Source organism: Streptomyces hokutonensis (assembly GCF_000376565.1).
Lineage (GTDB): Bacteria > Actinomycetota > Actinomycetes > Streptomycetales > Streptomycetaceae > Streptomyces > Streptomyces hokutonensis.
Window position 1 is genome coordinate 272365 of sequence record NZ_BARG01000033.1, and the last position, 24521, is coordinate 296885.

Below are 24521 nucleotides of genomic sequence, written 5' to 3' on the forward strand. Positions count from 1 at the left end.
CGGCATGAGCCCCGGAGAACAAGGGACGAGTCCCACTGCGCGGGACGGCGCGACGGAGACCAAGGGCCTGGAGCGCGCGGCGGCGATCCTCGGCGCCTTCGACGCGGCACACCGCGAGCTGACCCTCTCCGCGCTCGTGGCCCGCTGCGGGCTGCCCCGGTCGACCACGCACCGCACCGCCGAGCGGATGATCCGGCTCGGCTGGCTGGACAAACCCCAGGGCCACTACCGGATCGGCAACCGGCTGTTCGAGATCGCGAGCCTGGCGCCGATCCGGCTCGAACTGCGGGAGGCCGTGCTTCCCTACCTCCAGGACCTGCACAGCGCGACCCGGATCACCGTCCAACTCGGCGTCCTGGAAGGCACGCAGATCCTGGTCGTCGAGAAGATCACCGGCCATCGCCCGATGCCGATGCTCTCCCAGGTCGGCGGGATCATCCCGGCGTACTGCTCGGCGCTGGGCCGGGCGATCCTCGCCTACAGCGACCCGGCCACCATCGAGGCGGTGCTCGACGCCGACATGCCGCCGCGCACTCCGCGCACCCTGACCACCAAGGTCGCCGTAATCCGCGAACTGACTGCCGTGCCGGCCAGGGGCTGGGCAGTCGAACGCGAGGAGGGCAACATCGGCGTGAGCTGCGTGGCCGCCCCGATCTTCGGCCCGGACGGCCACGTCGCCGCCGCCCTGTCCGTCACCGGTCCCACCGCGCTGGTCCGCACCGACCGGGCCGGGCCGGCCGTGCGGCTCGCCGCCGCGGCGGCCTCCCGGGCCTACAGCATCCGCTGCTGAAATCGTCCCAGCCCATGGGACTCGGTCATTGCGCATCGACCGCGTCGAAACCACGCTGGGCGCAGCGGATCAGCGCCGCGGTCGGACGGCCGCGGTGGCGACCGGAAGGAGACGACGGTGACTCTAGGCGGTGGCTACATGCTGCCCTCCCGCGACGGCCACAAGATCGCGGCGATCGGGCTCGGCATCACCCTCAAGGCGGACGGCGCGGCGACACGCGACGCGTACTCGCTGTTCGAGTACACGGTCCCGCCGGAGACCGACGGACCGCCGCCGCATCTGCACACGCGCGAGGACGAGTCCTTCATCTGCCTGGCCGGACGGCTCGACGTCCACCTCGGCGGCAGGGACTTCGTCCTCGAACACGGCGACTACCTCTACCTGCCGCGCGATGTGATCCACGCCTTCCGCAACCCCTACCCGGAGGAGTCGCGCGTCATCTCCGTCGTCTCGCCCGCCGGTCTGGAGGGCTACTACCAGGCGCTCGCGGAGATGCCGCCGGGACCGAAGGACATCGGGCTGATGAAGAAGATCATGGCCGACTTCGGCATCGAGCTCCAACTCCCGCCCGAGGTCGCGTGACCATGAGAATCGCCATCATCGGCGCCGGTGTCGCCGGCCTGGTCACCGCGAAGGTGCTCACCCAGGCCGGGCACCAGACGCACGTGTTCGAGAAGACACCGGACGTGGGCGGCGTGTGGAGCCGTACGCGCCGCTACCCGGGAGTGACGACACAGAGCCCGAAGGCGCAGTACTCCTTCTCCGACTTCCCCATGCCCAAGGACTTCCCGGAGTGGCCCGACGGCGCCCAGGTGCAGTCCTACCTCGCCGACTACACCGCCCACTTCGGACTCGAACCCGCACTGCGCCTGAGCACCGAGGTGGTCTCTGCCGGGCCGACCGGCGACGGCGCCTGGAACGTCGAGTACCGCGACGCCACGGGCACGCACACCACAGAGACCTACGATCAACTCGTCGTCGCCAATGGGGTGTTCTGCGAACCAGCCGTACCGAAGTTCGACGGCCTGGCGGAGTTCACCGAGGCCGGCGGTGTGGTGTGCGCGGGCACCGAGTTCCACGACGCCGAGCAGGCCCGCGGCCGTAACGTCCTCGTCGTCGGCTACGGCAAGTCGGCCTGCGACGTGGCCGTGCCGATCAGCGCCGTCGCCGCCCGGACCGATGTGATCGCGCGCCAACTGCTGTGGAAGGTCCCGCGGAAGATCGGCGGCCGACTGAACTTCAAGATGCTGCTGCTCACCCGGCTCGGCGAGGGACTTTTCCGCTACATCCGCCCACGCGGCTTCGAACGCTTCCTGCACGGCCCCGGCAACGGCCTGCGCCGCCGGATGATCAACTCCATCGGCACCGTGTCGATACGTCAACTCGGCCTCAAGCGGCTCGACCTGGTGCCCGAGGGAACGATGGAGGACATCGTGCGCGGCGCCATCGGGCTCGCGACCGAGGGATTCTTCGAGGCCGTCACGGCGGGCGACATCACCGTCCACCGGGACCGCACGATCGAGCAGCTCCTCGTCGTGGACGGCGCCCCCTCCGCCCGCCTCTCCGACGGCACCCTGCTCCCCGCCGACCTGGTGGTCTGCGCCACCGGCTTCACCCAGGGCGTCCCGTTCCTGCCCGAGCGGGTGCGGTCCCAACTGCTCGACGGGCGCGGCAACTTCATGCTCTACCGCCAGATCCTGCCTCTCGGGATCCCGGGCCTGTACTTCAACGGCTACAACTCCTCCTTCTTCAGCCCGCTCAACGCCGAGCTCGCGGCGCTGTGGATCGCGGCCGACCTCGCCGGCGCGCTCGAGACACCCGACACCGAGACCATGCGGCACGCCGTCGTCGAGCAACTGGCCTTCATGGACAGCGCCACCGACACCCACCACTGTCGCGGCACCAAGATCATTCCGTTCTCGATGCACAACGCCGACGAAGTACTGAGCGACCTCGGCCTCAACATCAGCTCGCTCGTCCGCGCCGCCCACTGGCTCGGCCCGGTCGACCCGGCCGCGTACCGAGGACTGACCCCGATGCTGCTCAAGCGGCTGGCGGAGACCGACTCCGGAGACCCGGACCGATCGCACCTCCGCATGGTGACCGGCCCAGGACGGGGGAGCGTGCCGGACCAGAGCCTGACGAGATCCTCGCCGCAGGGCTGAGACGAACCGAGTGACCGGACCGCGCCTGCCCGAAGCCGCCGGCGTCCGCCTCGGCGCACACGCCCCGCGTGTGCCGGGGCGGACCCGCTCGCGCGGATGCCGACGGATGTGAACGCCGGGGCTTGACAACGATGTCGAACGGCGGCAGTTTCCACCAGGCGTGCACGGTGACCGACGCACCCGCTTCAGGACGGAGCTGTCCATGAGAAGAAGATCGGCGTTACGCACGACGCGCTTCCTGCGAAGACGCCTCGCGGTCATCGCCCTGGTGAGCAGCCTGGCGGCGCTGACGGTGACCGGTACCGGAGAGGCGTCGCCGAACCACCGTACGGCGTCGGTGACTTCGGGCAACGCGCGCTTCCAGATCCTGTCCCCGACCCTGATCCGCACCGAGTACGCGCAGGACGGGAAGTTCACCGACGGCGCGACGTTCAACGCGATCGGCCGCACCGCGTTCGCGCCGACCTCGTACACCTCGAGTACGTCCGACGGCTGGCTGACCATCAGGACGAGCGCGCTCACCCTGCGGTACCAGGTGGGTTCCGGGCCCTTCGACGCCCAGAACCTCTCGGTGCGCCTGTCGGCCGGCGGGTCGTCCGTCGACGCCACGCCGTGGCAGCGGCTCACCTGCGGCCTCGGCGCCCTGTGCGAGGCCGAGCAACTGCCGCACAGCGGGCCGGGCGTGGCCTCGGACCACTCCGGTTATACCGGCTCCGGATTCCTGGCCGGCTTCGAGGGGACGGGCGACTCCCTGTCGGCCGACGTCGATGTCGCCACGTCGGGGACGTACCGGTTCGACATCCGCTACGCCAACTCCCTGGGCGGCGACGGCCAGAACACGACACGCACCCTCACCCTGTCGGTGGACGGCGGCGCGAACCGGTCGGTGAGCCTGCCCGTCACCGCGAACTGGAACACCTGGGGTCTGGCGGGCGCCGCGGTACAACTGGGCGCCGGCCACCACACGATCGCGCTGACGAGGACCGCCGCGGACTCCGGCGACGTCAACATCGACAGCGTCGCTCTGGTCGACGAGGGCGACGGCTATCCGCCGACGTCGACGACCGCGATCACCGGCTGCGGAGTCGGCGTCAACTGCGAGGCCGAGGCCGACCGCGCCTCCGGTTCGGCGATCACGGCGACCGACCACACTGGCCACTCCGGCAGCGGCTTTCTCGCCGAACTGAACCAGGGGGCAGGCCTGTTGACCCACGTGGTCGGCGTACCGGCCGACGGCACCTACGCGTTGCAGGTCCGCTACGCCAACGCCACCGGCAGCGACGGTCTCAACCAGACCCGTACGGCGACGGTGTCCTCTGGCGGCACCACGCGGACCCTGTCGCTGCCCGTCACCGGCAACTGGGACACCTGGAAGACGGCGTCGGTCCCGGTCACCCTCAAGGCCGGAGCGAACGACATCTCCGTCGGCTGTCCGGACGCGGCGAGCTGCCACGTCAACCTCGACACGGTCTCCGTCACCGCCGCCGACTCACCGCCTCCGCAACCGCACTTGGCGCTCGGCGGCTACCGCCGCAGCCTCGACGGCTTCAACGGCGACAACGGCACACCGGCCACCACGCCCGGCCTGCTGTACAAGGACGGCTGGTACCTGCTCGACGACACCGTCTCGGCCCTCTACGACACCGGCACCCGCCAGGTCACCCCACGCCCGTCCCACGGCGGCACGCCGTACCAGGACGGCTATGTCTTCGGCTACGGCCACGACTACAAACAGGCCCTGTCCGACCTGGCCACCCTCACCGGCCCGTCCCGACTCCTGCCCCAATGGGCCTACGGCGTCTGGTACTCGGAGTACATCGACCGCACCGCCGCCGACTACGAGAACAGGATCCTGCCCGCCTTCCGCGCCGAGGGCGTGCCCCTGGACGTCCTGGTGACCGACACCGACTTCAAGTCGCCGAACACCTGGAGCGGTTGGGAGATCGACACGTCCAAGTTTCCTGATCCCAAAGGGTTCTTCGACTGGTCCGCCGCCCAGGGCCTGCACAACACGCTCAACGTCCACCCGAGCATCCTCAGCGGCGACCCGCAGTTCGCCCAGGCCCAGGCGACCGCCAAGGGCAAGCTGCGCAAGGGCGGTTGCGCCCCCTCCGCGAACAGCGGGCCGGGGGACTGCTACACCTTCGACTGGGGCGACCCCGACCAGCTCAAGGCGTACATGGACCTGCACCAGACCATGGACCAGCAGGGCAACGACTTCTGGTGGCCGGACTGGTGCTGCGACAACTCCCAGTCGTCGGTGCCCGGCGTCACGCCCGACGCATGGATCAACCAGCAGTACGCGACCGACTCCGACAAGACCATCGGCCGCGGCTTCGTCGTCTCCCGCGCCTACGGCTCCCTCCAGGCGGGCGGCTACAGCGGCCAGCAGGGTCTGCCGACCGGTCCGTGGGCCGACAAGCGCACCACCGTCCACTTCACCGGCGACACCTCCTCCACCTGGGGCACCCTGAAGGCGGAGGTCGGCTACACGCCCGGCGAAGCGGCGGCCACCGGCCTGTCGGCGATCAGCCACGACATCGGCGGCCACAACGACACCACGAACCTGACCGGTTCGGAGACCTACACCTCCGACGGCACGACCCACACCACGCACAAACTCCCCGACGACATGTACGCCCGCTGGGTCCAGCTCGGCACCTTCCAGCCCATCGACCGCCTGCACAGCAACCACAGCGACCGGCTGCCCTGGCAGTACGGCAGCGCGGCCCGCGCCTCGGCGGACAAGTTCCTCAACCTGCGCGAGAACCTGGTGCCCTACACCTACTCACTCGCCCAGCAGGCCAGCACCACCGGCGTCCCCGTCACCCGCCCGACCTACCTGGAATACCCCGACGAGCCGCAGGCGTACGCCACTTCGGGCAGCGAGTACTTCTACGGCCCCGACATGCTCGTCGCTCCCGTCACTTCACCCGGCACCACGGCCACGACCTCGGTGTGGTTCCCGCCCGGCACCCAGTGGACCGACTACTTCACCGGACAGACCTACGCCGGCGGCACCACCCAGAACATCACCTCCGGCCTCGACACCATGCCGGTGTTCGTCAAGGCGGGCTCCGTCGTGCCGACCCGCACGCACAACGTCACCAGCGACGACAAGGCCCCGCTGACCAAGGTCACGCTCACGGTCGCCGCGGGCGCCTCCGGCTCCTTCTCCCTCTACGAGGACGACGGAACCACCACCGGGCGCGGCCACACGGCCACCACGAGGATCCGGTACCGGGAGAACGGCGCCAGGCGCACGTTGACGATCGGTCCCAGCACCGGGACCTTCCACGGCCAGGTCGGCACCCGGCAGTGGACCGTCTCTCTGCTCGGCGTCGTCACCGCCCCGAGCACCGTGCGTGCAGGAGGGCTCCAACTGTCCCCCGACAACTACCACTTCGACCGAACGACCCACACTTTGACGCTCACGCTGCCGCCGCGCAGCCCGCACGCGTCGATCACCGTGACGTACAGCCTCCCAGCGGGTCGAACATGACGGCACTGTCTCCCGTCGCTATACGCCATGTATGGTGAGGCGATGTTGCTATACGCGGTGTATAGCGAACTGGTCGCTGGGGGTTCGTCGGATGAGCACGGCAGTGAACGGGGCGGGTCCCACGGAGACGTCCCCCGCGGCCCGGCGCAAGGTGCTGAAGGCGCTCAGCGGGCTGCTGCTCGCGCTGTTCGTGTCGACCCTCAGCAGTACGGTCGTCTCCAGCGCGCTGCCGAAGATCATCGGGGCGGTGCACGGATCGCAGACCCAGTACACGTGGGTCGTCACCGCGACCCTCCTCACCACCACGGCGACGACACCGATCTGGGGCAAGCTCGCCGACCTGTTCAGCAAGAAGACCCTCGTGCAGGCGTCCATCGCCGTGTTCGTGCTGGGGGCCGTGGCCTCCGGGATCAGCCAGACCGCGGGGCAGCTCATCGCCTCGCGGGCCCTGCAGGGCGTGGGCGTCGGAGGTGTGCAGGCCCTCGTCCAGATATCCCTGGCGGCGATGATCCCGCCCCGCGAGCGCGGTCGCTACAGCGGCTACCTGAGCAGTGTCACCGCGACGTCGACCATCGGCGGGCCGCTGCTCGGCGGGGTCATCGTCGACACCTCGTGGCTGGGGTGGCGGTGGTGCTTCTTCATCGGCGTGCCGATCGCCGTCGTTTCCCTGTTCCTGCTCCAGCGGACGCTCAATCTGCCCGTCATCCGCCGTGAGAACGTCAGGATCGACTACCTGGGCGCGACCCTGATCGCCGCCGGAGTCAGTGTGCTGCTGGTGTGGGTGTCCTTCGTCGACAACTCCTTCGGCTGGGCCTCCTGGCAGACCGCGGCCATGGTCGGCGGCGGGCTGGCGCTGATCGCCGTCGCCGTGTGGGTGGAGTCGCGGGCCGCCGAACCCGTCGTACCACTCGGCATCGTGCGGCAGCGGACGACCGCTCTGGCGATCGTCGGCAGCCTCGCCGTCGGTACGGCGATGTTCGGCGCCGCCGTCTTCCTCAGCCAGTACTTCCAGCTCAGCCGCGGGCACAGTCCGACCGAGGCCGGTCTGCTGACCATTCCGATGATGGCGGGCATCCTCATCGCGTCCACGGTCGCGGGGCGGCTGATCAGCAGGACCGGGAAGATCAAGCCGTTCATCATCACCGGCGCCGTCCTGCTCACGGTCGGCTTCACCGGTCTCGGCACGCTCGACTCCAGGACGCCGATCCTGCTGCTGAGCGTGGAGATGCTCTGCGTCGGGATGGGCGTCGGGATGACGCTGCAGAACCTGGTGCTCGTCGTGCAGAACACCGTGCCGCTGAAGGACATCGGCGCGGCCAGCTCCACGGTGTCCTTCTTCCGCTCGCTCGGCGGCACGATCGGTGTCTCCGTGCTCGGCGCCGTACTGGCCCGGCACGTCCAGGACCAGATCTCGCACGGTCTCGCCGACGCGGGACTGCGCAGCACCGCCACCGGATCGGACGCCGTCACCGTGCGGGAGATCGTCCGTGCCGCCTACGGCGACGCCACCGCGCAGATCTTCCTGCTCTCCGCCGGGGCGGCCCTGCTCGCGGTGATCGCCGCGATCCTGCTGAAGCCGGTCAGCCTGCGCAGCAGCCTCGACCTGACCGAGAAGAGCGGGGAAGCGGCGGTGCCGGCGGAGGCGGGGTGACAGCTCCCTGGGTGTCCCGCTGCGCCCACCCGGCACTGGCTAAACTGGGCGGACACAGCAAGCCTTGAAGGGGAGTGGGGATGCCGCCGCACAGCCCTTCCGTGGCCGGGGTTCCGGACGAAGGCGGTGAGCTGAGCGTGCCGCCCGTCCGGCAGGCGCTGTCGGACAGTGTGTACGAGCGCATCAAGGCGATGGTCATGGACCACGAGATCGCCCCCGGCGCACGGGTCGGCATCGATTCGCTGGCCCGGGCGCTCAAGGTCTCGCCGACCCCCGTCCGGGAGGCGCTGGCCCGGCTGGAGTCCGAGGGCCTGGTCGTGAAGCGCGCGCTCTCCGGATACCGGGCCACACAGTTGCTGACCCGCCGGGGCCTCGAGGAACTCTTCGAGATGCGGCTGCTGTTGGAACCCAAGGCGGCCGCGCTGGCCGCGATCAACGCCACCGAGGCACAACTCGACGGCCTGGAGCGGATCGTCGAGGAGCTCCAGGCCCACCCGAGCCCCAAGGGCCGGTACGCGTCCTACCGCGACTTCGCCGCTCTCGACCAGCGTTTCCACGAGGCGATCGGACAGGCCACCCACCGGCCGCTGCTCGCGGACGCGGTGGAACGGCTCCACGCCCATCTGCACATCTTCCGGCTCAGCAAGGTGGTCGGCGCCGAGGGCCCGACCGTCGCGGAGCACGAACGGATCGTCCGCGCGATCCTGCGCCGCAACCCCGAGCGGGCGGCCGAGGCGATGACGGAGCACCTCACCCGGAGCCTGGAGCGGCAGCTCGACGACGGGTCGGCTACTCCATGAGGAACACCTGCTCCGCCGTGGCCCACCATTCACCGGGCGCCGCTTCCGGCACGGGCACCTGGCAGGGCGCGGTGAGCTGCCACCACTGCCGGGTGGCCTCGTCCTCGGCCATCGCTGCCAGGTCCGCCGCGAGATCGTCGCCGTCGTACTCGAAGTAGCTGAACAGGCGGTCGCCCAGCAGATGGATCGAGTAGTTGGAGATGTGGCTGCGCCGGATCCGGTCGAGCACCGGCTCGGGCACGGCCCGGTGCAACTCCCGGTATTCGTCCAGCAGTTCCGGGCGTACGGCGATCACCTGGGCCACCCGCCTCATGAGCGCACCGCGTCGCGGTCGTGGATCAGGCGGATGACCCGGCCGCTCACCCGGTCGTAGTCGTGGTCGTTGTCGACCTCGCCACGCACGCGGTGGTCCGTCATGACGACGATGCGGTCGGCGAGAGTGACCATCTCCGCGAGGTCGCTGCTGATGAGGAGGATGGGCAGGCCGTCGGCGGCCAGGTCCCAGATCAGTTCGTGGAAGGCCCGCTTGGTACGGACGTCCACGCCCACCGTCGGTTCGTCGATGACGAGCAACTTGGTATCCGCGGCAAGCCACTTGGCGAGGCTGACCTTCTGCTGGTTCCCGCCCGAGAGTTCACCGGCGTTCTGCTGGAGCCCCGAGACCCGGATGCCGAGCCGGTCGACGAGATCCTGCGCGGTGTCGCGCTCCTCGCGCGCCGACACGAACCCGAAGGCCTTGGCGAGCCGCTGCCACACCGTCACCGTGATGTTGCGGACGACGGGCTGCTCCAGGAAGACGCCCTCCTCCTTGCGGTTCTCGGTGACGTATCCGATGCCGAACTCGTGCAGGGCCTGACGCGGTGAGGTGATGCGGGCGGGTGTGCCGTGCACGCGGACCTCGCCGCCGGTGATGCGGTCCAGGCCGAGCACCGCCTTCACCAACTCGCTGCGCCCGGCGCCGACCAGGCCGTAGAGGCCGACGATCTCCCCGGGGCGGACCTCCAGGCTGATGTCGCGGTGTCCGCCGGCCGTGGACACCGCGTCCAGGACGAGAGTTGGAGTGGCGGAGCGGTCAACCGTGCGTGGGCGCAGCTCCGTTGCCGTATGGGCGCGGCCCACCATGAGGCCGACGATGTCGTCGTGGGTGTGCTCGGCCAGCGGTGCGGACTCCAGGACCGACCTCCCGTCGCGCAGCACGGTGACCGTGTCGCAGACCGCGAAGACCTCCTCCAGCTTGTGGCTGACGAAGACCACACAGGCACCCTGCCCGGCCAGTCGCCTGACGACCTCGAAGAGGTGCTCCGCCTCCTGCGGGGAGAGGGAGGCGGTGGGTTCGTCCAGCAGCAGCACCCGGCTCTCGGTGTGGAGGGCCTTGGCGATCTCCACCAACTGCTGCTGGGCCACGGACAGTTCACGTACCGGTTGGTGCGGATCGAGGTCGACTCCCAGCTCCGCGAGGCATGCCAGGGCGGGTGCGGTCATGGCCTGACGGTCGATCAGGCCGTAGTGGGAGGGCGGGTGTTGCAGGGTGATGTTCTCCGCCACAGAGAAGCCCGGGATCAGATTGCGTTCCTGGTGGACGACACCGATACCGGTGCGGGTCGCCTCCAACGGCGAGCGGAGCTGGACCTGTTGGCCGCACCAGGTGAGTGTGCCGCCGTCGGGGGAGTGGACTCCGGTCAGGACCTTGATGAGGGTGGACTTGCCGGCGCCGTTCTCGCCGAGGAGAGCGTGGACGGTGCCGGCGGTCAGCCGAAGGCCCACGCCGTCCAGCGCCCGTACGCCGGGGAACACCTTGACCAGGTCGTCGCATTCGAGCAGAACTGTCCCGGTCACTGGGCACCTCCCGTCTGTGGCAGGGCAGTTGGTGACTGCGGGCTCTTCTCCAGGCGGGTCTGGTGCAGCCGGCCACCGGCGACCGTCCCCAGGACCACCAGGCCGATGAGGAGGTTCACCCAGCTCGGATCCAGCGAGAACTGCGCCCGCGCCGCGTCGATGAGCCGGGTCACGAAGGCCGCCAGCACGGTCCCGAGCACCGCGACCGAACCGCCGGTGAGCGCCACGCCTCCGATGATCGGCGCGGCGAAGCTCGGCAGCAGCCAGTCGCCGGCGACGCTGCGGTTGACGCCCGGCAGCGAGGCCGTGGCCGTCACCGCGGCCACACCGACCAGCAGCCCGGACAGCGTGTGCGCGACGACGATCTGCCGGTCGGTGGAGATCCCGGACAGCCGGGCGGCGAGGGGGTTGCCGCCCGCGGCGAGGAGCCGTCGGCCCGCGACCGTGCGGTACATGAAGGCGGCCAGCGCCGCCGCCGCGACGAGCGCGGTGACGAAGACGAGCGGGATGTTCAGCGGCGCCGACGTGCCCAGGTCGCGCAGGGTGCGCGAGTAGCCGTCGACGGTACGGGTGCCGGTGAGCCGGTACTGCGCTCCGAGCAGGATCGTCATCGTGGCGAGGGTGACGATGAAGCCGTTGATCCGCGTGGCGACGATGACGACTCCGGTCGCCAGGCCGACGGCCGTCGCGGTCAACAGGCCCACGAGCACGGCGACTTCGGCGGGAACATCGTGGTCGGCCATCAGGACACCCATGAGGCAGGCGGTGAAACCGCCCAACGCGCCGACGGCGAGGTTGAGTTGGCCCACGCACAGCGCCACCATCTGGGCCAGACCGATGAGGATGGGCGTGGCCAGGTACTGGAGGAACACCCGCACCGAGGGGCCCTCGAAGAAGGCCCCCGACGAGGCGATGCCCAGTGCCGCATAGCCGGCCACGACCACGGCGAGCAGCATCGCCGCGGTGGAACGTGAGAACCGGCGCAGCGCCCCGGCGGCCCAACTCCCTTGATCAGCCGGTGTGTTCATGTGGAGCGCACCACCTTCCGATAGGACACCACGGCGCGGATCCGGTCGGCCGACAGGGCCAGCAGCAGGACACAGCCGAGGTAGATGTTCAGGCTCTCCAGGCCGACGCCGAGCAGATCGAGCCCCTTGCGGATCACCCCGACCAGCGCGGTGCCCAGCAGCGTGCCGAGCACCGACACCACCCCGCCGGTGAGCAGGGTTCCGCCGAGCACCGCGCCGAGGAAGGACGGCAGCATGAAGTCGTCGCCGATCGAGGCGCGGAACGTACCTGTGCCGGCCGCCGCCATGAACCCTGCCAGCGCGGCGAGCAGCCCGGACAGCGTGTGCGCGAGCACGACCCGACGCCCGGTGGGGATGCCGGACAGTTCGGCGGCGGCCGGGTTCGCGCCGGTGAGCAGCAGTTCACGGCCGATGCGCGTACTGCCGTAGAGGAAGCCGAGGCCGAGCATGGCGAGGACGGTGAACTGGGCGATCTGCGGGACGGCGGGGGAGCCGCAGATCGGGCCCGCGCAGATGTCGGCGAGGGAGTAGGAGCGCAGGGCGTCGATGCCGGAGGGGTGGGTGGTGAACGCGGCGTCGTCGGTGAGGGCCGAGTAGAGCAGGGAGACCAGGCCCAGCAGGGCGAAGTCCATGGCCAGGGTGACGACGAAGGAGCTGACTCCGGTGCGGGCGATGAGCCAGCCGGTGAGCGCGCCGACGGCCGCACCGGCGGCCAGGCACACGAGCAGGCCCACCTGCATGGGGACGCCGAGACGGTCGTAGCCGAGGCCCGCGAAGAGCGCGCCGAAGGCCGCCATGCGGCCGACCGCGAGGTTCATGTGGCCCACGGACAGGGCGACCATCTGGGCGAGCGCGACCACGGTCAGGGTGGAGATGTCCCGCAACAGCGGGAAGAGCACCAGCCGTTGGTCCAGGAACGCCGGGCGCAGTACCCCGAACAGGACGCTGAGCGCGACGACCAGGAGCAGCAGGCCGAGGCGTTGATTGACCCAGAAGGGGAGGCGTCGTGGTGCCGTTCGCTCCTCCGTGACGGTGTCCGGCGGGCCGACGGCGGTCGTCACGCCACCCTCCGGTCGTCCAGCGCGTCCGGGTCCCAGTCGATGCCGATGCCCGGTACGTCCGGGGCCACCGCCATGCCGTCCCGGATGGTCAGCTCGGTGCGGGTCACCGCCCTCAACTGCGGTATGTACTCGACGTATTGGCCGTTGGGCACCGCCGCGGCGAGGCTGACGTGCAGCTCCATGAGGAAGTGCGGGCAGACCATGACGTTGTGGCTCTCCGCCAGGTGCGCGACCTTCAGCCAGGGTGTGATGCCACCGATCCGGGCGGCGTCGACCTGTACGACGGAGGCGGCGCCGGACTCGAGATAGGAGCGGAACTGCATGAGCGAGTACATGGACTCGCCCACGGCGACCGGGATGCGGGTCGCCGCCGCGAGCCGGGCGTGCCCGCTGATGTCGTCCGCGGGCAGCGGCTCCTCCAGCCAGTACGGGTCGTACGGCTCCAGCGCCGCCGCGAGCCGCAGCACCGAGGAGCCCGTCTGCGACTGGTTGGCGTCGGTCATGATGTGCAGCGAAGGGCCGACCGCCTCGCGTACGGCACGCAGCCGTTCCGCGTCCTCGTCGGGATGCGGCTTGCCGACCTTGATCTTCACGCCCGCCCAGCCCGACTCCTGGGCGCGCAGGGCGCCTTTGACCAGTTCCTCGGTGCTCAGATGGAGCCAGCCGCCCTCGGTGTCGTAGACCGGCACCTCCTGGCGGTGGCCGCCGGCCAGTCGCCACAGGGGCTCGGCGGTCCGCCTGGAGCGCAGGTCCCACAGGGCGGTGTCCACGGCGGCGAGGGCGAGCGAGGTGATGGCTCCGGTGGTGGTCGCCCGGGTCAGCGCGAACAGCCGCTGCCACAGCGCCTCGATGTTGCGGGCGTCCTGTCCGACGAGGGCGGGCAGCAAGTGGTCGCGCAGGAGCGCCAGTACGGAGGTGCCGCCGGTGCCGATGGTGTAGGAGTAGCCGGTTCCCTTGGCGCCGTCCCAGGTCTCCACGTCGACCAGGATCGTCTCCTGCTTGACGAACGACTGCACGGCGTCGGTGCGGTCCTGCTCGACGGCGATGTCGACCAGCCTGGCGGTCGCGGTCGTGATGATGCTCATCCGGCGGTTCCGATTTCTGTCGTGGGGATTGGTGGAGGTCAGCCGCAGTTGAGGATCTCGTCGGCGAACTGCTGCTTCAGCTGGGCCGTCTTCGCCTGCCGCGCGGTGTCGTAGGCCGAGACGTTCGCCATGTCGACGACGAACGAACCGGAGTCCACCCGTACGCCGGGATCGCGCACGGAGCACTGTTTCGTCTGCAGGAGCGCCAGGGCCCAGGTGCCGATCTCGGCCTGGCCGACCGGGTTCTGCACGACGGTCGCCGTGACCGTGCTCTGCCTGATGCCGCTCAGGATCTTGGCGTCGTCGTCGATGGCGACGACCTTCGCCTTCGAACCGGACGACTTGACGACATCCGCCGCGGCGACGGCGGGGTTGTAGGCGGTGGCGACGATGCCCGTGATCTGCTCGCCCTTGGCCGCCATCAGGTCGGACACCGCCTTCTGCGCGGTCTGCAGGTCGGTGTCGATGTCGGTGATGGTCTGCAGGAGCTTCACCTTGCCGCCCGTCTCCCGCACGGCCCGGCCGACGCCCTTGATCCTCAACTGGGTATTGGCGTCCACGTTGTTGCCGGTCAGATGGACCAGCACGCCGTGGCCGCCCATGGCCGCGATCGCCGCCTTCGCGGCTTTGTAGGCGGCCAGTCGGACGTCCGTCGAAAGACAGAAGTCGGCCTCGTCCTTGTCACCGGCGGGGCAGGAACCGAGCGAAGCCACCGGGAAACCCTGGGACCTGAGGTCCGCGAAGGTCGAGTTGATGTCGGTGGGGGAGACGCCGAACACCCCGAACGCGTTGTAGCCGCGCGCCGCCAGTGTGGACAGCAGGTTGTTCTGCTTCTGCTGGTCCCACTCGGCCGTCTCGTCGAAGGCTACGGCGCCGAGGTCGTAGGTCTTCTTCGCGGTGGCGCCCGCGGTCTTCCAGGGCTGGAAGTAGGGGTGGGCGCCGCCCGGCACCAGGGCGACCTTGGTCCCGGAGCCGTCCACGAGGTCGGCGCCGCCGCCCGTCCGCGCGGCAGAAGAGGCCGAACCGGCCGACTGGGAACCCGAGTTGCGGTAGGTGCAGGCCGTCGTCCCGGCGCTGAGCAGCACGACGGCGACAACTGCGGGCAGGACGGATCTGGTGGGGAAGCGCATGCCCGGCCCTCGCCAAATCAAATAGGAAATGGATGCGGCGATCGTGGGGCAGGAACCCTTGTGCGTCAAGGCTTGCGGCAACGGCAGGCGGGAATGGAAGCATTCCTGATCTTCGAAACGCCTGGTGACCTAAAAAATCGTATAGGAAAGCAAACTCTTGAGCACGGCGAGTTGACAGCCAAGAGCGCCTAGGATGACTGGCCGTAGCGTTCGTCCCCACACAACGTCGCGTGCACCGCAGGGAGATCGACCATGGGTTCCGACGAGGTCTTAACCACACCGCCCGACAGCACGCTCCTGGACGGCCGTTCGGCCGGCCCCACGGTGCCGCGTCTGGTCCTGGGCGCGCGGCTGCGCGAGTTGCGGGAAGCGCGGCAGATCTCCCGTACGGCGGCGGGCGAGGTCATCCGCGCGTCAAGGTCCAAGATCAGCCGACTCGAGGCCGGCCGGCACGGATTCAAGCTGCGTGACGTGACCGACCTGCTCACGCTCTACGGCGTCCGCGACGAGGGCGAGCGCGCCACCCTGCTGACCCTGGCGGAAGAGGCCAACGCCCCTGCCTGGTGGCAGTACTTCAACGATGTGGTGCCCACCTGGACGCAGGCCTACCTCGGGGCCGAACAGGCGGCGAGCCTCATCCGCTGCTTCGAAGTCCAGCGCGTGCCCCAGTTGCTCCAGACCCCCGAGTACGCGCGCGCCTCCCTGCGGCTCGCGCACTCGGACGCCCGCGGGGAGGAGCTCGACCGGCGGGTCATGCTGCGGATGACCCGCCAGCGGATCCTGCGCCGACGGCCCGCGGCGCAGCTCTGGGCCGTGATCGACGAGGCGGCGCTGCGCCGCCCGGTGGGTGGCATCCGTACGATGCGCGCCCAGCTGAGGCACCTCATCGAGATCTGCCGGTTGCCCCAAGTCACCGTCCAGATCATGCCGTTCGTCGCCGGCGGCCACGCCGGGGAAGCCGGCCCGGTGACGATCCTTCGGCTGCCCGGCGGCCGGCTGCCCGACATGGTCTACCTCGAACAGCGCGTCACCGCCCTCTATCCCGACCGGCCCGGCGAGATCGAGTGCTACTGGGACGTCATGAACCGCCTGGTGGTCGAGGCGGAATCGCCGGAGGAGACTCCGACGATCCTGCATCGCATCCTTCAGGAGACCTGAGCCGGGAGCCGGGCCCGCTGGGAGGGGGTCAGCGTTTGAGGGCGACGCCGCCGTACTGGTGCACCTCCGCGGGCAGGCCCCAGGCGCTGTCGTCGGGACGCCAGCGGGAGCACGAGGCCACGCCCGGTTCGAGCAGTTCCAGGCCCTCGAAGAAGCCCGCGATCTGCTCGGGGCTGCGGAGGATGTACGGGATCGAACCGCCCTCGTTGTACTGCCGGATGGCGTCGACGTACGCCTCGCTCGTGCTGGTGCTGTCGTACTGCACGAAGTAGCTGCCGGCGGGGAGCGCCGCCACCAGTCGCCGCACGATCGAGCGGGCCTCGTCGTAGTCCTCGATGTGGCCCAGGATGCCCATCAGCATGAGCGCGACGGGCTGGTCGAAGTCCAGTGTCTTGGACGCCTCCCGCACGATGGTCTCCGGGTCGCGGAGGTCGGCGTCGACGTAGTTGGTGACGCCTTCCGGGGTGCTGGTGAGCAGGGCGCGGGCGTGTGCCAGCACCAGTGGGTCGTTGTCGACGTAGACGATGCGGCTCTCGGGGGCCACCCGCTGGGCGATCTCATGGGTGTTGTCCACGTTGGGCAGCCCGGTGCCGACGTCCAGGAACTGCCGGATGCCCTCCTCGGCGGCCAGATGACGCACGGCGCGGGCGAGGAAGTAGCGGGCGGCGCGGGCCCCGGTCTCGATGCCGGGGAAGATCTCGCGGAAGGCGTCTCCGGCGACGCGGTCCACTTCGTAGTTGTCCTTGCCCCCTAACCAGTAGTTCCAGATCCGGGCCGACTGCGGCACCGTCGTATCGAACTTGGAGAGCGCTTCCTGCTCGGAGCCGGCTGCCTCGTCCGTCATGGTCACTCCTGTGTGTACGTGGTGAGAACCACCGTGGTCACAGCCACCGTGGTGAGAGCCACGAAACCGTCGAACACCGGTCGTGGAGGCCCACGTTATTCCCCCACGCCTCGACACATGCGCCCCGCCGGTCCCAACCGCCGTTGTTCGGCCGCCCGTTGGCTTGTTTGCCACCTTGGGTGAACGGGAGTCAACGTTCTGCCGCGTGCCGTGTGAGGAATCCGATCAGCGCGGCCGTGGCGGCCAGCACCGCCACGCTGGTGAGGGCGGCGGGCAGCGAGTACCAGTCCGCCATGAAGCCGATCGCGGGCGGCCCCAGCAGCATGCCGCCGTAGCCGAGGGTGGAGGCGATGGCGACTCCGTCGGGACCGGCGAGGGTGCCGGCGCGTTCGACGGCGACCGGGAAGAGGTTGGCGAGGCCGAGCCCGGTGATCACGAAGCCGAGGACGGCCGCCCACAGGGTGGGCGCGAGCGCGCCGAGCAGCATGCCTGCGGCGGCGGTCGTGCCGCCGGCCACGAGGGTGCGGGTCCGGCCGAGCCGTTCGAGCAGCCGGGTGCCGCTGAGCCGGCCGGCGGTCATGGCCAGCGCGAAGCAGGAGTAGCCGATGGCGGCGGCGCCCGCGGTGGCGTCGAGGTCCTGCTGCAGATGCAGGGCGCTCCAGTCGGCGAGGGCGCCTTCGCCGAAGGCCGTGCAGAGGGCGATCAGGCCGAAGGTGACGACGAGGCCGCGGGTGCGGGTGTTCAGGCGGCGGGGCGCGGCCTCCTCCTTCGGCGAGTCCTCGTGCGGTGCCGGGGGCCGGAGGCGGAGCAGGGGGCGGCCGATGAGGACGGTGACGACGAGGCCGAGCACCGTGAGGCCGAACAGGTGCTGCGTGGGGGTCAGGCTTCCGGCGACCAGCCCGCCGAGGCCGGCGCCGACCATGCCGCCGAGGCTGAACGCCGCGTGGAAGCTGGGCATGATCGGCCGCCGCATGGCCCGGACCAGTTCGACCGCCGCGCTGTTGAACGCGACGTTGATCCCTCCGTAGGCGGCGCCGAAGACCAGCAGGACGAGGCCGAGGGTGAGCGCGGAGTGGGTGAGCGGCGGGAGGGAGACGCTGAGGGACAGCAACACGGCGCAGACGACGGTGACTTGGTGGTTGCCGTAGCGGTGGCAGAGGCGGCCGGTGAGCATCATGGTGACGACCGCGCCGGCGGAGACACCGAGGAGCGCGAGGCCGAGGGTGCCGGCGGAGGCGCCGGTCTGCTCCTTGATGGCGGGGATGCGGACGACCCACCCGGCGAAGATGAAGCCGTCGAGGGCGAAGAACGCGGTGAGGACGGCGCGGAGCCGGGTGAGGTCGGTGGGGGTGCCTGGCACGGCGTTGTGCGTCCGGGGTTTGTTTATTTGCGGCACAAATTCAGGTTAGGTGGGTGCGGTGGCTGGGGCAAGGGAGCCGGGGCGCGTTGGGGGATCGGCCCGGCAGGTGGTGGCGTTGTGCGCGGCGACCGCTGGGTGAAGATCGCACTCTCGTCAACGCTCCCTCGGCTCTCCTCGCGGAAGTGGTGGCTCCGCCCGGGCGGAGACCCGGCAGGCAGCGGCGGATCGCAGCTCACGATCCGCCGCGCCCCGAAGGTCTTCACGCCACCGCCGAGCTCGGCCTCCTACCGCGCGAGCGCCTGACCGCCGCCCTGCGTGCCGCGGATCATCACAGCGCGTACGTCTCCGCCCCGTACACCTACGTCAAGACACCCCGCTGAACCGTCCCACGGCAGGGGCGTCACTCCGTGCTGCGCAGGGCGAGCCAGGTCTCGCGGCCCACGATGCCGTCGGCGTCCAGCTGCTTGTCGCTCTGGAAGCTCCGCACCGCGGACTCGGTTCCGGCACCGAAGTCGCCGTCCACGCCCGTGCTCCCGACGTCGTATCCGCGCTTCGTCAGCACGCACTGCACCTGGAGCACCCGCTTGCCGCTGTCTCCCAGGCGCGTGCGTCCGTTGCCGTTGTAGTACGTGCAGTCCGAGATCCAGGCCGGGGTCGCGGGCCCGGTGGTGGGCGGACTGCTCGGAGACGACGAGGGAGTCGCGCCGGCCGAGGCGCCGGGATCGGCATCGGGAGCGGAGGGAGTGCCGTGCACCGTCGGTGCGGCGGAGCCGGAATCCCCGGGATCCGCGGCCGCGCCGTTCGGGTTCGCGGCGCCGTCGACGCTCTTGCCGGACGCGGCTCTCGCGTCCGAGGCCCCGGGTATCGGTGACAAGGCGGTGCCGCCGGGCACGGTGCGGACGGTCGTCGTGGCGGACCCCGGGGCGGAAGCGGCGGGCGGAGCGTCCTGGCGACTGAGCGCGAAGACCCCCGCGGCCACCGCGCAGACGGCGATGCCCACGACGACGGTCCGCACCGACCTCCTCCGTGCCCAGGTGCGGACCCAGCTCTCCTGGGGGCGTGCCGCTGGTGTCCCGGAGGCGGCGTCGGCGGCCACTACCGGTGGTTCGGGAACGGGCGGACCAGGCCGGCCGCCCGGCCCGGCCGGTGCCGACGGCATCGCCATCGGGCGTTCGTCCGGAGACCGTAATCGGGCCTGGGGCGCGACGGGGACGCGGTACAGCACCTCGTACGCCCGCTGCCGGGCCAGCAGTTGGCCGGCGAGCGGCTCCGGCCACACGGTCGTCTCGGTGCGTTCCCCGGCGGCATCGGTCAAGTCCTGCCCGGTGGGCCGCCGTTCGGGCTCCTTGGCCAGGCAGGCGGTCAGCAGCGAGCCGAGTGCCGCGTCCGCGGCCGAGATCTCGGCGATCAGCTCGGGATCCGGCTCTTCGAACGCGACCCGGTGCATCACGTCGACTCCCGTACCGTCGCCGAACGGGGCACGCCCCGCCGCCGCGTACACCACGGTCCCGGCGAGTGAGAACACGTCCGACGCCGGGCCGGATCTGCCGGTCCGCAAGTGTTCCGGCGACATGTAGGCCGGAGTTCCCACCCGGACACCCGTGCCGGTGATCGTGCTGGCGTCCACGGCCTTCGAGATACCGAAGTCGATCACGTGCGCGCCCCCGACGGACAACAGCACGTTGGACGGCTTCAGATCCCGGTGCACGATCCCCGTGGCCGCGAGGTCGGCCAGCGCCTGCCCCAACTCGGCCACCAGGCGCCAGACCGCGGCCGTCTCCAGGGCGCCGTGCTCACGTACGGCATGCGCGAGATCGAGCCCCGGGAGGTACTCGGTGGCCATCCACAGCAACTCGTCCTGGAAGCCCGTACCGCACAGTCTCGGGGTGTGCGAGGTGCTGACCCGTTCGTGCACCGACGCTTCCCGCTCGAACCGGCGCCGGAAGCCCGGATCGTCCGCGTACTCCGGCCTGATGACCTTCACCGCGGCCAGACCGGGACCGCCGTCCGCCGGACGTGCGAGATAGACCCGTCCCATACCGCCGCTGCCGAGCAGCGCCAGCGGCACATAGGGGCCGATGCGGTCCGGGTCGCCGAGGCGTAGGGGTGAGGCACCGGTCTGCCGCACCGCGGCGGCCTCGTTCGTTGCCAAGTCCGGTGGCATCGGCCGCTGTTCTGACAAGGAACCCCCGAAGTGAAGTGCGCCGTACGTCAGTTCGGCCCCAAGGAGTCACGAGGCTAGCCGAGCGGTGGCGTACGTTCTGGGTTTCCCGCACTTCCGTTCCCCCAGTGGGCCGTTCGGCGTGCCGCTGTGCAGCCGACGGCCCCAGGCCTCCGGAGGCGGTCAGTCGCGGGGCGGCGGAGTGTAGAAGTCGCCGACGGACGTCCAGACGCCGTTCTTCACGACCACGCGCTGCACACTGCGCGTCCCGAGGTGATCGCTCGCGCTGAACCTCATCACCGGTGACACCCCCGGGTCCACCGAGGACGCCTTCCCGTACGCCTCGGTGATCGCCTTGGACGTCACGGGCCCCTTGATGGTCTTCGCGATCTCGGCGAACACCTTCGCGTTGCTCCAGCCCCACAGCGCGAGGAACCCGGCGTCCTGACCGGGCTCGTACGTGGCCATCGCGGTCCGGAACTCCTTCACCGCGGGGTCGTCGTCGGACGGCGCCTTCACCAGCTGTACGGCCTTCAGATCCTCGGCGGCGTCCTTGGCCAGCGCGACCGTCGACTCGGCGGCCACCGGCGCGTAGGCGTAGGTGGGCAGGGACAGACCCTGGAGCTTGGCCTCCTTGAGGAAGGCGGCGGCCTCCGGGGAGGTGAGGATCAGGACCACGGCCTGGGTCTTCGCGGCCTTCACCTTGCTGATCACGGGGGTGTAGTCGGTGGTCTGGTACTTGACCGGCAGCCGGTCGACCTCGACCGAGGGGTCGAGCTTCTTCGCGACGGGCTCCACCTGTTTGGCCACGTTCACGAACGCGGCCGGGTCACTGTGCACCACGAGGATCTTCTTCGCGCCGTCCTGCACCGCCCACGCGGCGATCGCCGCCGCCTGGTCCTCGTAGAGGGTCTGCGTGCCGAACAGACCGGCGCGCGGCGGCTTGTACCAGGACTCGGTGCCGCCCACCTCGTTCACGACGGGCACCTTGGACTGGTTGAGGACGAACGGGAAGGCCGCCTCGGCCTGCGAGGTGCCGTTCGCGTTGACGATGGCGACGACCTTGTCCTGTCCGACCAGTTCGCGCGCGATCTGCACGGTCTGCTGCGGATCGGCCGCGTTGTCCTTGACGGTCCAGGTGATCTTGCGGCCGTTGACGCCCCCTTGGGCGTTGACCATCTTGAAGTACGCGTCGGCGCCCGCCTTTTCGCCCACTCCGTACGTCGCGGTGGCGCCGGTGAGGGGGAGCCACGCGCCGATGTGGATCTCGGAGGAACTGCCTCCGGCAGCGGCCGAGTCCTGGCCCGCGCAGGCACTGGCGGTGAGCGCCACCGCGGCCAGGACGGCCATCGCGCCCAGGGCGCGGCGGGAATTTCTCTTGGTCGGGAACACGGTCCACCTCGTTCGCAACGGATTGTTCAATTCACTGATGGGGTCCGGGCGTTGCCCGCCGCGGTGGGTGCGGCTCCGAGGCCGCCGCCGAAGTAGGCCGCTTCCGCCAGGGCCGCGAACTCCGGGTCGCCGGGCCGCCCCTGCGCCGCGACGACGCCCTCGTGCAGGACGACCACCTCGTGGCACACGGACAGGGCACGGCTCAGGAGCTGTTCGAGGAGGACGACGGTCAGCCCCTCGTGGGCCAGCTTGGTCAGCCGGTCGTACACCTCGTCGACCAGGGCGGGGGCCAGTCCGAGTGCCGGTTCGTCGACGATCAGGACGTCCGGCGCGCCGATGAGGGCCCGGGCGACGGCGAGCATCTGCTGCTCCCCGCCGGACAGCCCGCCGGCCGAGGCCGACATCCGGTCGCGCAGCCGGGCCGGCAGCCACTCGACGGTCTCCTCCAGCCGTTCCCGCAGCGCGCCGCCGGTGATGCCCGCCGCGTATGCCGCGACCTCGAGGTTCTCGCGCAGGGAGAGCGTCCTGAACAATGCCCGCCCTTCCGGCGCCAGACCGGTCCGGACGACTCCGCCCGACTCCCGCTCCCCGCGCGCCGGTTCGAGCGAGCCGTGCAGGATCCCGGCCAGCGTGCTCTTGCCCGCTCCGTTGGCTCCGGCGATGCCCAGCACCGCCCCCTGCCGGACATCGAGGTCGACGTCCCGCAGCGCGACCACCCCGCCGTAGGTGTGGCCGACCCCGCGCAGGCGGATCATGCTCCGTCCGCCCACGTGCTCGGGCGGCCGGGTCCTGGTGCCGACCGTTCCCAGGTACGACGACCGCACCTTCGGGTCCTTCAGTACGGTGTCCGGGGTGCCCTCGCCGATCGTGCGGCCGAAGTCGAACGCGAGGACACGGTGCGCGACGGCGAACAGGTCGTCGAGGACGTGGTCGATGATCACCACGGCGGTGCCGTCCGCGTGCAGCCGTCTGATGTGCCGCGCCAGCAGCGCGCGTTCGCCCGCGTCGAGGCCGCCGAACGGCTCGTCCAGGATGAGCAGTTCGGGTCGCTCGGCCATCGCACGGGCCAGATCGAGGCGCTTCTGGAGGCCGAACGGCAGTTCTTTCGGACGCCGTTCGGCCACCTCCGCGAGACCGACGGAGCGCAGCAGCCGCGTGACGTCGGCCCGGTGCCCGGCGGTGATCCGCCGGCGGGTGCACAACACGTTCTCCGCGACGGTGAGTTCGGAGAACACCTCCGCGTGCTGGAACGTACGGCCGATGCCCAGCCGCCGCCGCGCGGTCGCCCTCGCACCCAGCAGCGGCTGCCCGGCGAAGTCGGCGGTCCCGCTCACCCGGCCGTTGCCGGTGAGCCCGGAGAGGACGTTCAACAGGGTGGTCTTTCCGGCCCCGTTGGGTCCGATGAGCGCCAGGATCTCGTTCCGGCGGAGCGTCAGAGAGGCGTCCTCCAAGGCCTTCAGCCCGCCGTAGGAGACCGACACGTGCTCCAGGCGCAGCAGTTCGGGTCCGTCGCCGACCGTCTCGGACGGGGTCGGCGGAGGCATGGGATCCGTCAACTCCTCGGACGGTGACATGCGTTGAGCGCTCGACCGGCGCCGGACGCGGTCCGCGAGCCCGCCGAGGAACGGCACGACCCCGCCCGGCAGGAAGAGCAGCACCGCGATCAGCACGAGGCCCTGGACGACCGGCTGGGGCAGTCCCACGGCGGAGGAGAGCGAGGGGTTCCAGGTCAGGTAGATGCCACCGGTCACCGCGCCGACGATCGTGCCGACCCCGCCGAGCACACAGGCGGCGATCAGCGAGATGCCGAACGTCAGCGAGAAGGGGTCCGGGCTCACGAACCCGGTGAGCAGTCCGAGCAGCACGCCCGCGAAGCAGGTGCACGCCCCGCTCACCGCGAACGACAGCGCCGACTGCGCCTCCGGCGCGATGCCGATCGTACGGGCCGCCAGGGGATGGGACTTGGCGGCCACCAGGCGCATCCGCAGCCCGGAGGAGGCGGCCGGTACGGCCAGCGCGAGGACGACGGCCGCGGCGCCGACCGCGAGGTACTGGGTCTCGGTGCCGCCGCCCGCGAGGGTGCCGAGGCCGAGGACGCTGCGCAGTCGGACCACCGGCACTCCCTGGTCGCCGCCGGTCACACTGCTCCAGCGGTTGATCAGCTCCAGGGTCACCGTGGTGAACGCGAGGGTCAGCAGCGCGATGTAGAGCACCGAGAACCGGGCCCCCGCGTACCCGAGGAAGGCGCCCAGCGCGGCACCGGCGGCGACCGCGCCGAGGACCACCGTCTCCAGCGTCCAGCCGTGGCCGCTGCCGTACGCGGCGAAGTAGGCGCCGATGGCGAAGAACGCGGGGTGGCCCACCGACCAGATGCCGGACCAGCCGGCGAGCAGGCCGACCGACAGGACGACGATCGTGTACACGGCCGCGAGCCCCACCGAGTACATCTGGTACGCGGGGATCGCGCCGGAGGCCATGAACGCGATGAGCACCGCGCCGGCCGCCGGGCCGAGCGCGGCCCGCGCCAGGAGGGAACGGTTGAAGACCATGGATGCGAC

18 protein-coding genes are annotated in these 24521 nt (G+C 70.5%); 7 read left to right on the plus strand and 11 right to left on the minus strand.

Features of this window, described 5'->3' with window-relative positions:
• Positions 1 to 4: 4 nt before the first annotated feature.
• From SSP08S_RS20545 to SSP08S_RS20570, 6 genes are all read left to right on the plus strand, one after another.
• A complete protein-coding gene (locus SSP08S_RS20545; protein WP_043259578.1) occupies positions 5 to 790 on the plus strand; it encodes an IclR family transcriptional regulator in 786 nt (261 codons plus the stop codon).
• 117 nt (positions 791 to 907) lie between these two features.
• Positions 908 to 1372 carry a cupin domain-containing protein gene (locus SSP08S_RS20550; RefSeq protein ID WP_245607920.1) on the plus strand — a complete coding sequence of 155 codons (465 nt, stop codon included), beginning with the start codon at positions 908 to 910 and terminating at the stop codon, positions 1370 to 1372.
• Between the two features lie 2 nt (positions 1373 to 1374).
• A complete protein-coding gene (locus SSP08S_RS20555; RefSeq protein WP_078532469.1) occupies positions 1375 to 2955 on the plus strand; it encodes a flavin-containing monooxygenase in 1581 nt (526 codons plus the stop codon).
• Between the two features lie 202 nt (positions 2956 to 3157).
• Positions 3158 to 6457, plus strand: coding sequence for a TIM-barrel domain-containing protein (locus SSP08S_RS20560; protein ID WP_086021980.1), 3300 nt, complete (start codon positions 3158 to 3160; stop codon positions 6455 to 6457).
• Between the two features lie 91 nt (positions 6458 to 6548).
• Positions 6549 to 8108, plus strand: coding sequence for an MFS transporter (locus tag SSP08S_RS55595; RefSeq protein ID WP_043259556.1), 1560 nt, complete (start codon positions 6549 to 6551; stop codon positions 8106 to 8108).
• Between the two features lie 80 nt (positions 8109 to 8188).
• On the plus strand, positions 8189 to 8908 hold the full coding sequence (locus SSP08S_RS20570) for a GntR family transcriptional regulator (protein ID WP_019069512.1): 720 nt from the start codon (positions 8189 to 8191) through the stop codon (positions 8906 to 8908).
• Here the strand turns inward: SSP08S_RS20570 and SSP08S_RS20575 are convergent.
• Genes SSP08S_RS20575 through SSP08S_RS20600 form a run of 6 tightly spaced genes read right to left on the minus strand, consistent with a single transcriptional unit; the run spans position 8898 to position 15048 of the window.
• Complete coding sequence (locus SSP08S_RS20575) at positions 8898 to 9221, minus strand: L-rhamnose mutarotase (protein ID WP_026178675.1); 324 nt, start codon at positions 9219 to 9221, stop codon at positions 8898 to 8900. The two genes, SSP08S_RS20570 and SSP08S_RS20575, sit on opposite strands and share 11 nt — an antisense overlap.
• Entirely contained in the window at positions 9218 to 10744 is a 1527-nt protein-coding gene (locus SSP08S_RS20580) for a sugar ABC transporter ATP-binding protein (RefSeq protein ID WP_019069514.1), read from the minus strand. The genes SSP08S_RS20575 and SSP08S_RS20580 overlap by 4 nt, the downstream gene beginning before the upstream one ends.
• The gene (locus SSP08S_RS20585; protein WP_019069515.1) at positions 10741 to 11772 is read right to left on the minus strand and encodes an ABC transporter permease; all 1032 of its coding nucleotides are present in this window, start codon (positions 11770 to 11772) and stop codon (positions 10741 to 10743) included. Before SSP08S_RS20585 ends, SSP08S_RS20580 begins: the two co-directional genes overlap by 4 nt.
• Entirely contained in the window at positions 11769 to 12833 is a 1065-nt protein-coding gene (locus SSP08S_RS20590; protein WP_019069516.1) for an ABC transporter permease, read from the minus strand. Before SSP08S_RS20590 ends, SSP08S_RS20585 begins: the two co-directional genes overlap by 4 nt.
• Positions 12830 to 13918: a mandelate racemase/muconate lactonizing enzyme family protein gene (locus SSP08S_RS20595; protein WP_019069517.1), complete on the minus strand. Its 1089-nt coding sequence runs from the start codon at positions 13916 to 13918 to the stop codon at positions 12830 to 12832. Before SSP08S_RS20595 ends, SSP08S_RS20590 begins: the two co-directional genes overlap by 4 nt.
• A gap of 38 nt (positions 13919 to 13956) precedes the next feature.
• Positions 13957 to 15048 (minus strand): sugar ABC transporter substrate-binding protein, encoded by a 1092-nt coding sequence (locus tag SSP08S_RS20600; RefSeq protein ID WP_019069518.1) that lies wholly within the window; start codon positions 15046 to 15048, stop codon positions 13957 to 13959.
• Positions 15049 to 15300: 252 nt separating this feature from the next.
• Here SSP08S_RS20600 and SSP08S_RS20605 point away from each other — a divergent pair, with 252 nt between their 5' ends.
• Positions 15301 to 16206, plus strand: a complete 906-nt coding sequence (locus SSP08S_RS20605) for a Sco1979 family transcriptional regulator (protein WP_019069519.1) — start codon at positions 15301 to 15303, stop codon at positions 16204 to 16206.
• Between the two features lie 28 nt (positions 16207 to 16234).
• On the opposite strand, the gene SSP08S_RS20610 is transcribed toward SSP08S_RS20605, so the two are convergent.
• The 5 genes from SSP08S_RS20610 to SSP08S_RS20630 form a co-directional block, all read right to left on the minus strand.
• Positions 16235 to 17050, minus strand: coding sequence for an SAM-dependent methyltransferase (locus SSP08S_RS20610; RefSeq protein WP_019069520.1), 816 nt, complete (start codon positions 17048 to 17050; stop codon positions 16235 to 16237).
• Between the two features lie 190 nt (positions 17051 to 17240).
• On the minus strand, positions 17241 to 18410 hold the full coding sequence (locus SSP08S_RS20615) for an MFS transporter (protein ID WP_019069521.1): 1170 nt from the start codon (positions 18408 to 18410) through the stop codon (positions 17241 to 17243).
• Between the two features lie 400 nt (positions 18411 to 18810).
• The gene (locus tag SSP08S_RS20620; protein WP_051105938.1) at positions 18811 to 20574 is read right to left on the minus strand and encodes a serine/threonine-protein kinase; all 1764 of its coding nucleotides are present in this window, start codon (positions 20572 to 20574) and stop codon (positions 18811 to 18813) included.
• 180 nt (positions 20575 to 20754) lie between these two features.
• Positions 20755 to 21963: an ABC transporter substrate-binding protein gene (locus SSP08S_RS20625; RefSeq protein WP_019069523.1), complete on the minus strand. Its 1209-nt coding sequence runs from the start codon at positions 21961 to 21963 to the stop codon at positions 20755 to 20757.
• Between the two features lie 26 nt (positions 21964 to 21989).
• On the minus strand, positions 21990 to 24512 hold the full coding sequence (locus tag SSP08S_RS20630; protein WP_019069524.1) for an ATP-binding cassette domain-containing protein: 2523 nt from the start codon (positions 24510 to 24512) through the stop codon (positions 21990 to 21992).
• Positions 24513 to 24521: the final 9 nt, after the last annotated feature.

Excerpts from the sequence above, each read along its gene's own strand:
- SSP08S_RS20605 (WP_019069519.1), top strand. The coding sequence starts at position 15,301 with ATGGGTTCCGACGAGGTCTTAACCACACCGCCCGACAGCACGCTCCTG.
- SSP08S_RS20630 (WP_019069524.1), bottom strand. The coding sequence starts at position 24,512 with ATGGTCTTCAACCGTTCCCTCCTGGCGCGGGCCGCGCTCGGCCCGGCG.
- SSP08S_RS20585 (WP_019069515.1), bottom strand. The coding sequence starts at position 11,772 with ATGAACACACCGGCTGATCAAGGGAGTTGGGCCGCCGGGGCGCTGCGC.
- SSP08S_RS20595 (WP_019069517.1), bottom strand. The coding sequence starts at position 13,918 with ATGAGCATCATCACGACCGCGACCGCCAGGCTGGTCGACATCGCCGTC.
- SSP08S_RS20575 (WP_026178675.1), bottom strand. The coding sequence starts at position 9,221 with ATGAGGCGGGTGGCCCAGGTGATCGCCGTACGCCCGGAACTGCTGGAC.
- SSP08S_RS20600 (WP_019069518.1), bottom strand. The coding sequence starts at position 15,048 with ATGCGCTTCCCCACCAGATCCGTCCTGCCCGCAGTTGTCGCCGTCGTG.
- SSP08S_RS20555 (WP_078532469.1), top strand. The coding sequence starts at position 1,375 with ATGAGAATCGCCATCATCGGCGCCGGTGTCGCCGGCCTGGTCACCGCG.
- SSP08S_RS20570 (WP_019069512.1), top strand. The coding sequence starts at position 8,189 with ATGCCGCCGCACAGCCCTTCCGTGGCCGGGGTTCCGGACGAAGGCGGT.
- SSP08S_RS20610 (WP_019069520.1), bottom strand. The coding sequence starts at position 17,050 with ATGACGGACGAGGCAGCCGGCTCCGAGCAGGAAGCGCTCTCCAAGTTC.
- SSP08S_RS20545 (WP_043259578.1), top strand. The coding sequence starts at position 5 with ATGAGCCCCGGAGAACAAGGGACGAGTCCCACTGCGCGGGACGGCGCG.
- SSP08S_RS20560 (WP_086021980.1), top strand. The coding sequence starts at position 3,158 with ATGAGAAGAAGATCGGCGTTACGCACGACGCGCTTCCTGCGAAGACGC.
- SSP08S_RS55595 (WP_043259556.1), top strand. The coding sequence starts at position 6,549 with ATGAGCACGGCAGTGAACGGGGCGGGTCCCACGGAGACGTCCCCCGCG.
- SSP08S_RS20620 (WP_051105938.1), bottom strand. The coding sequence starts at position 20,574 with ATGCCACCGGACTTGGCAACGAACGAGGCCGCCGCGGTGCGGCAGACC.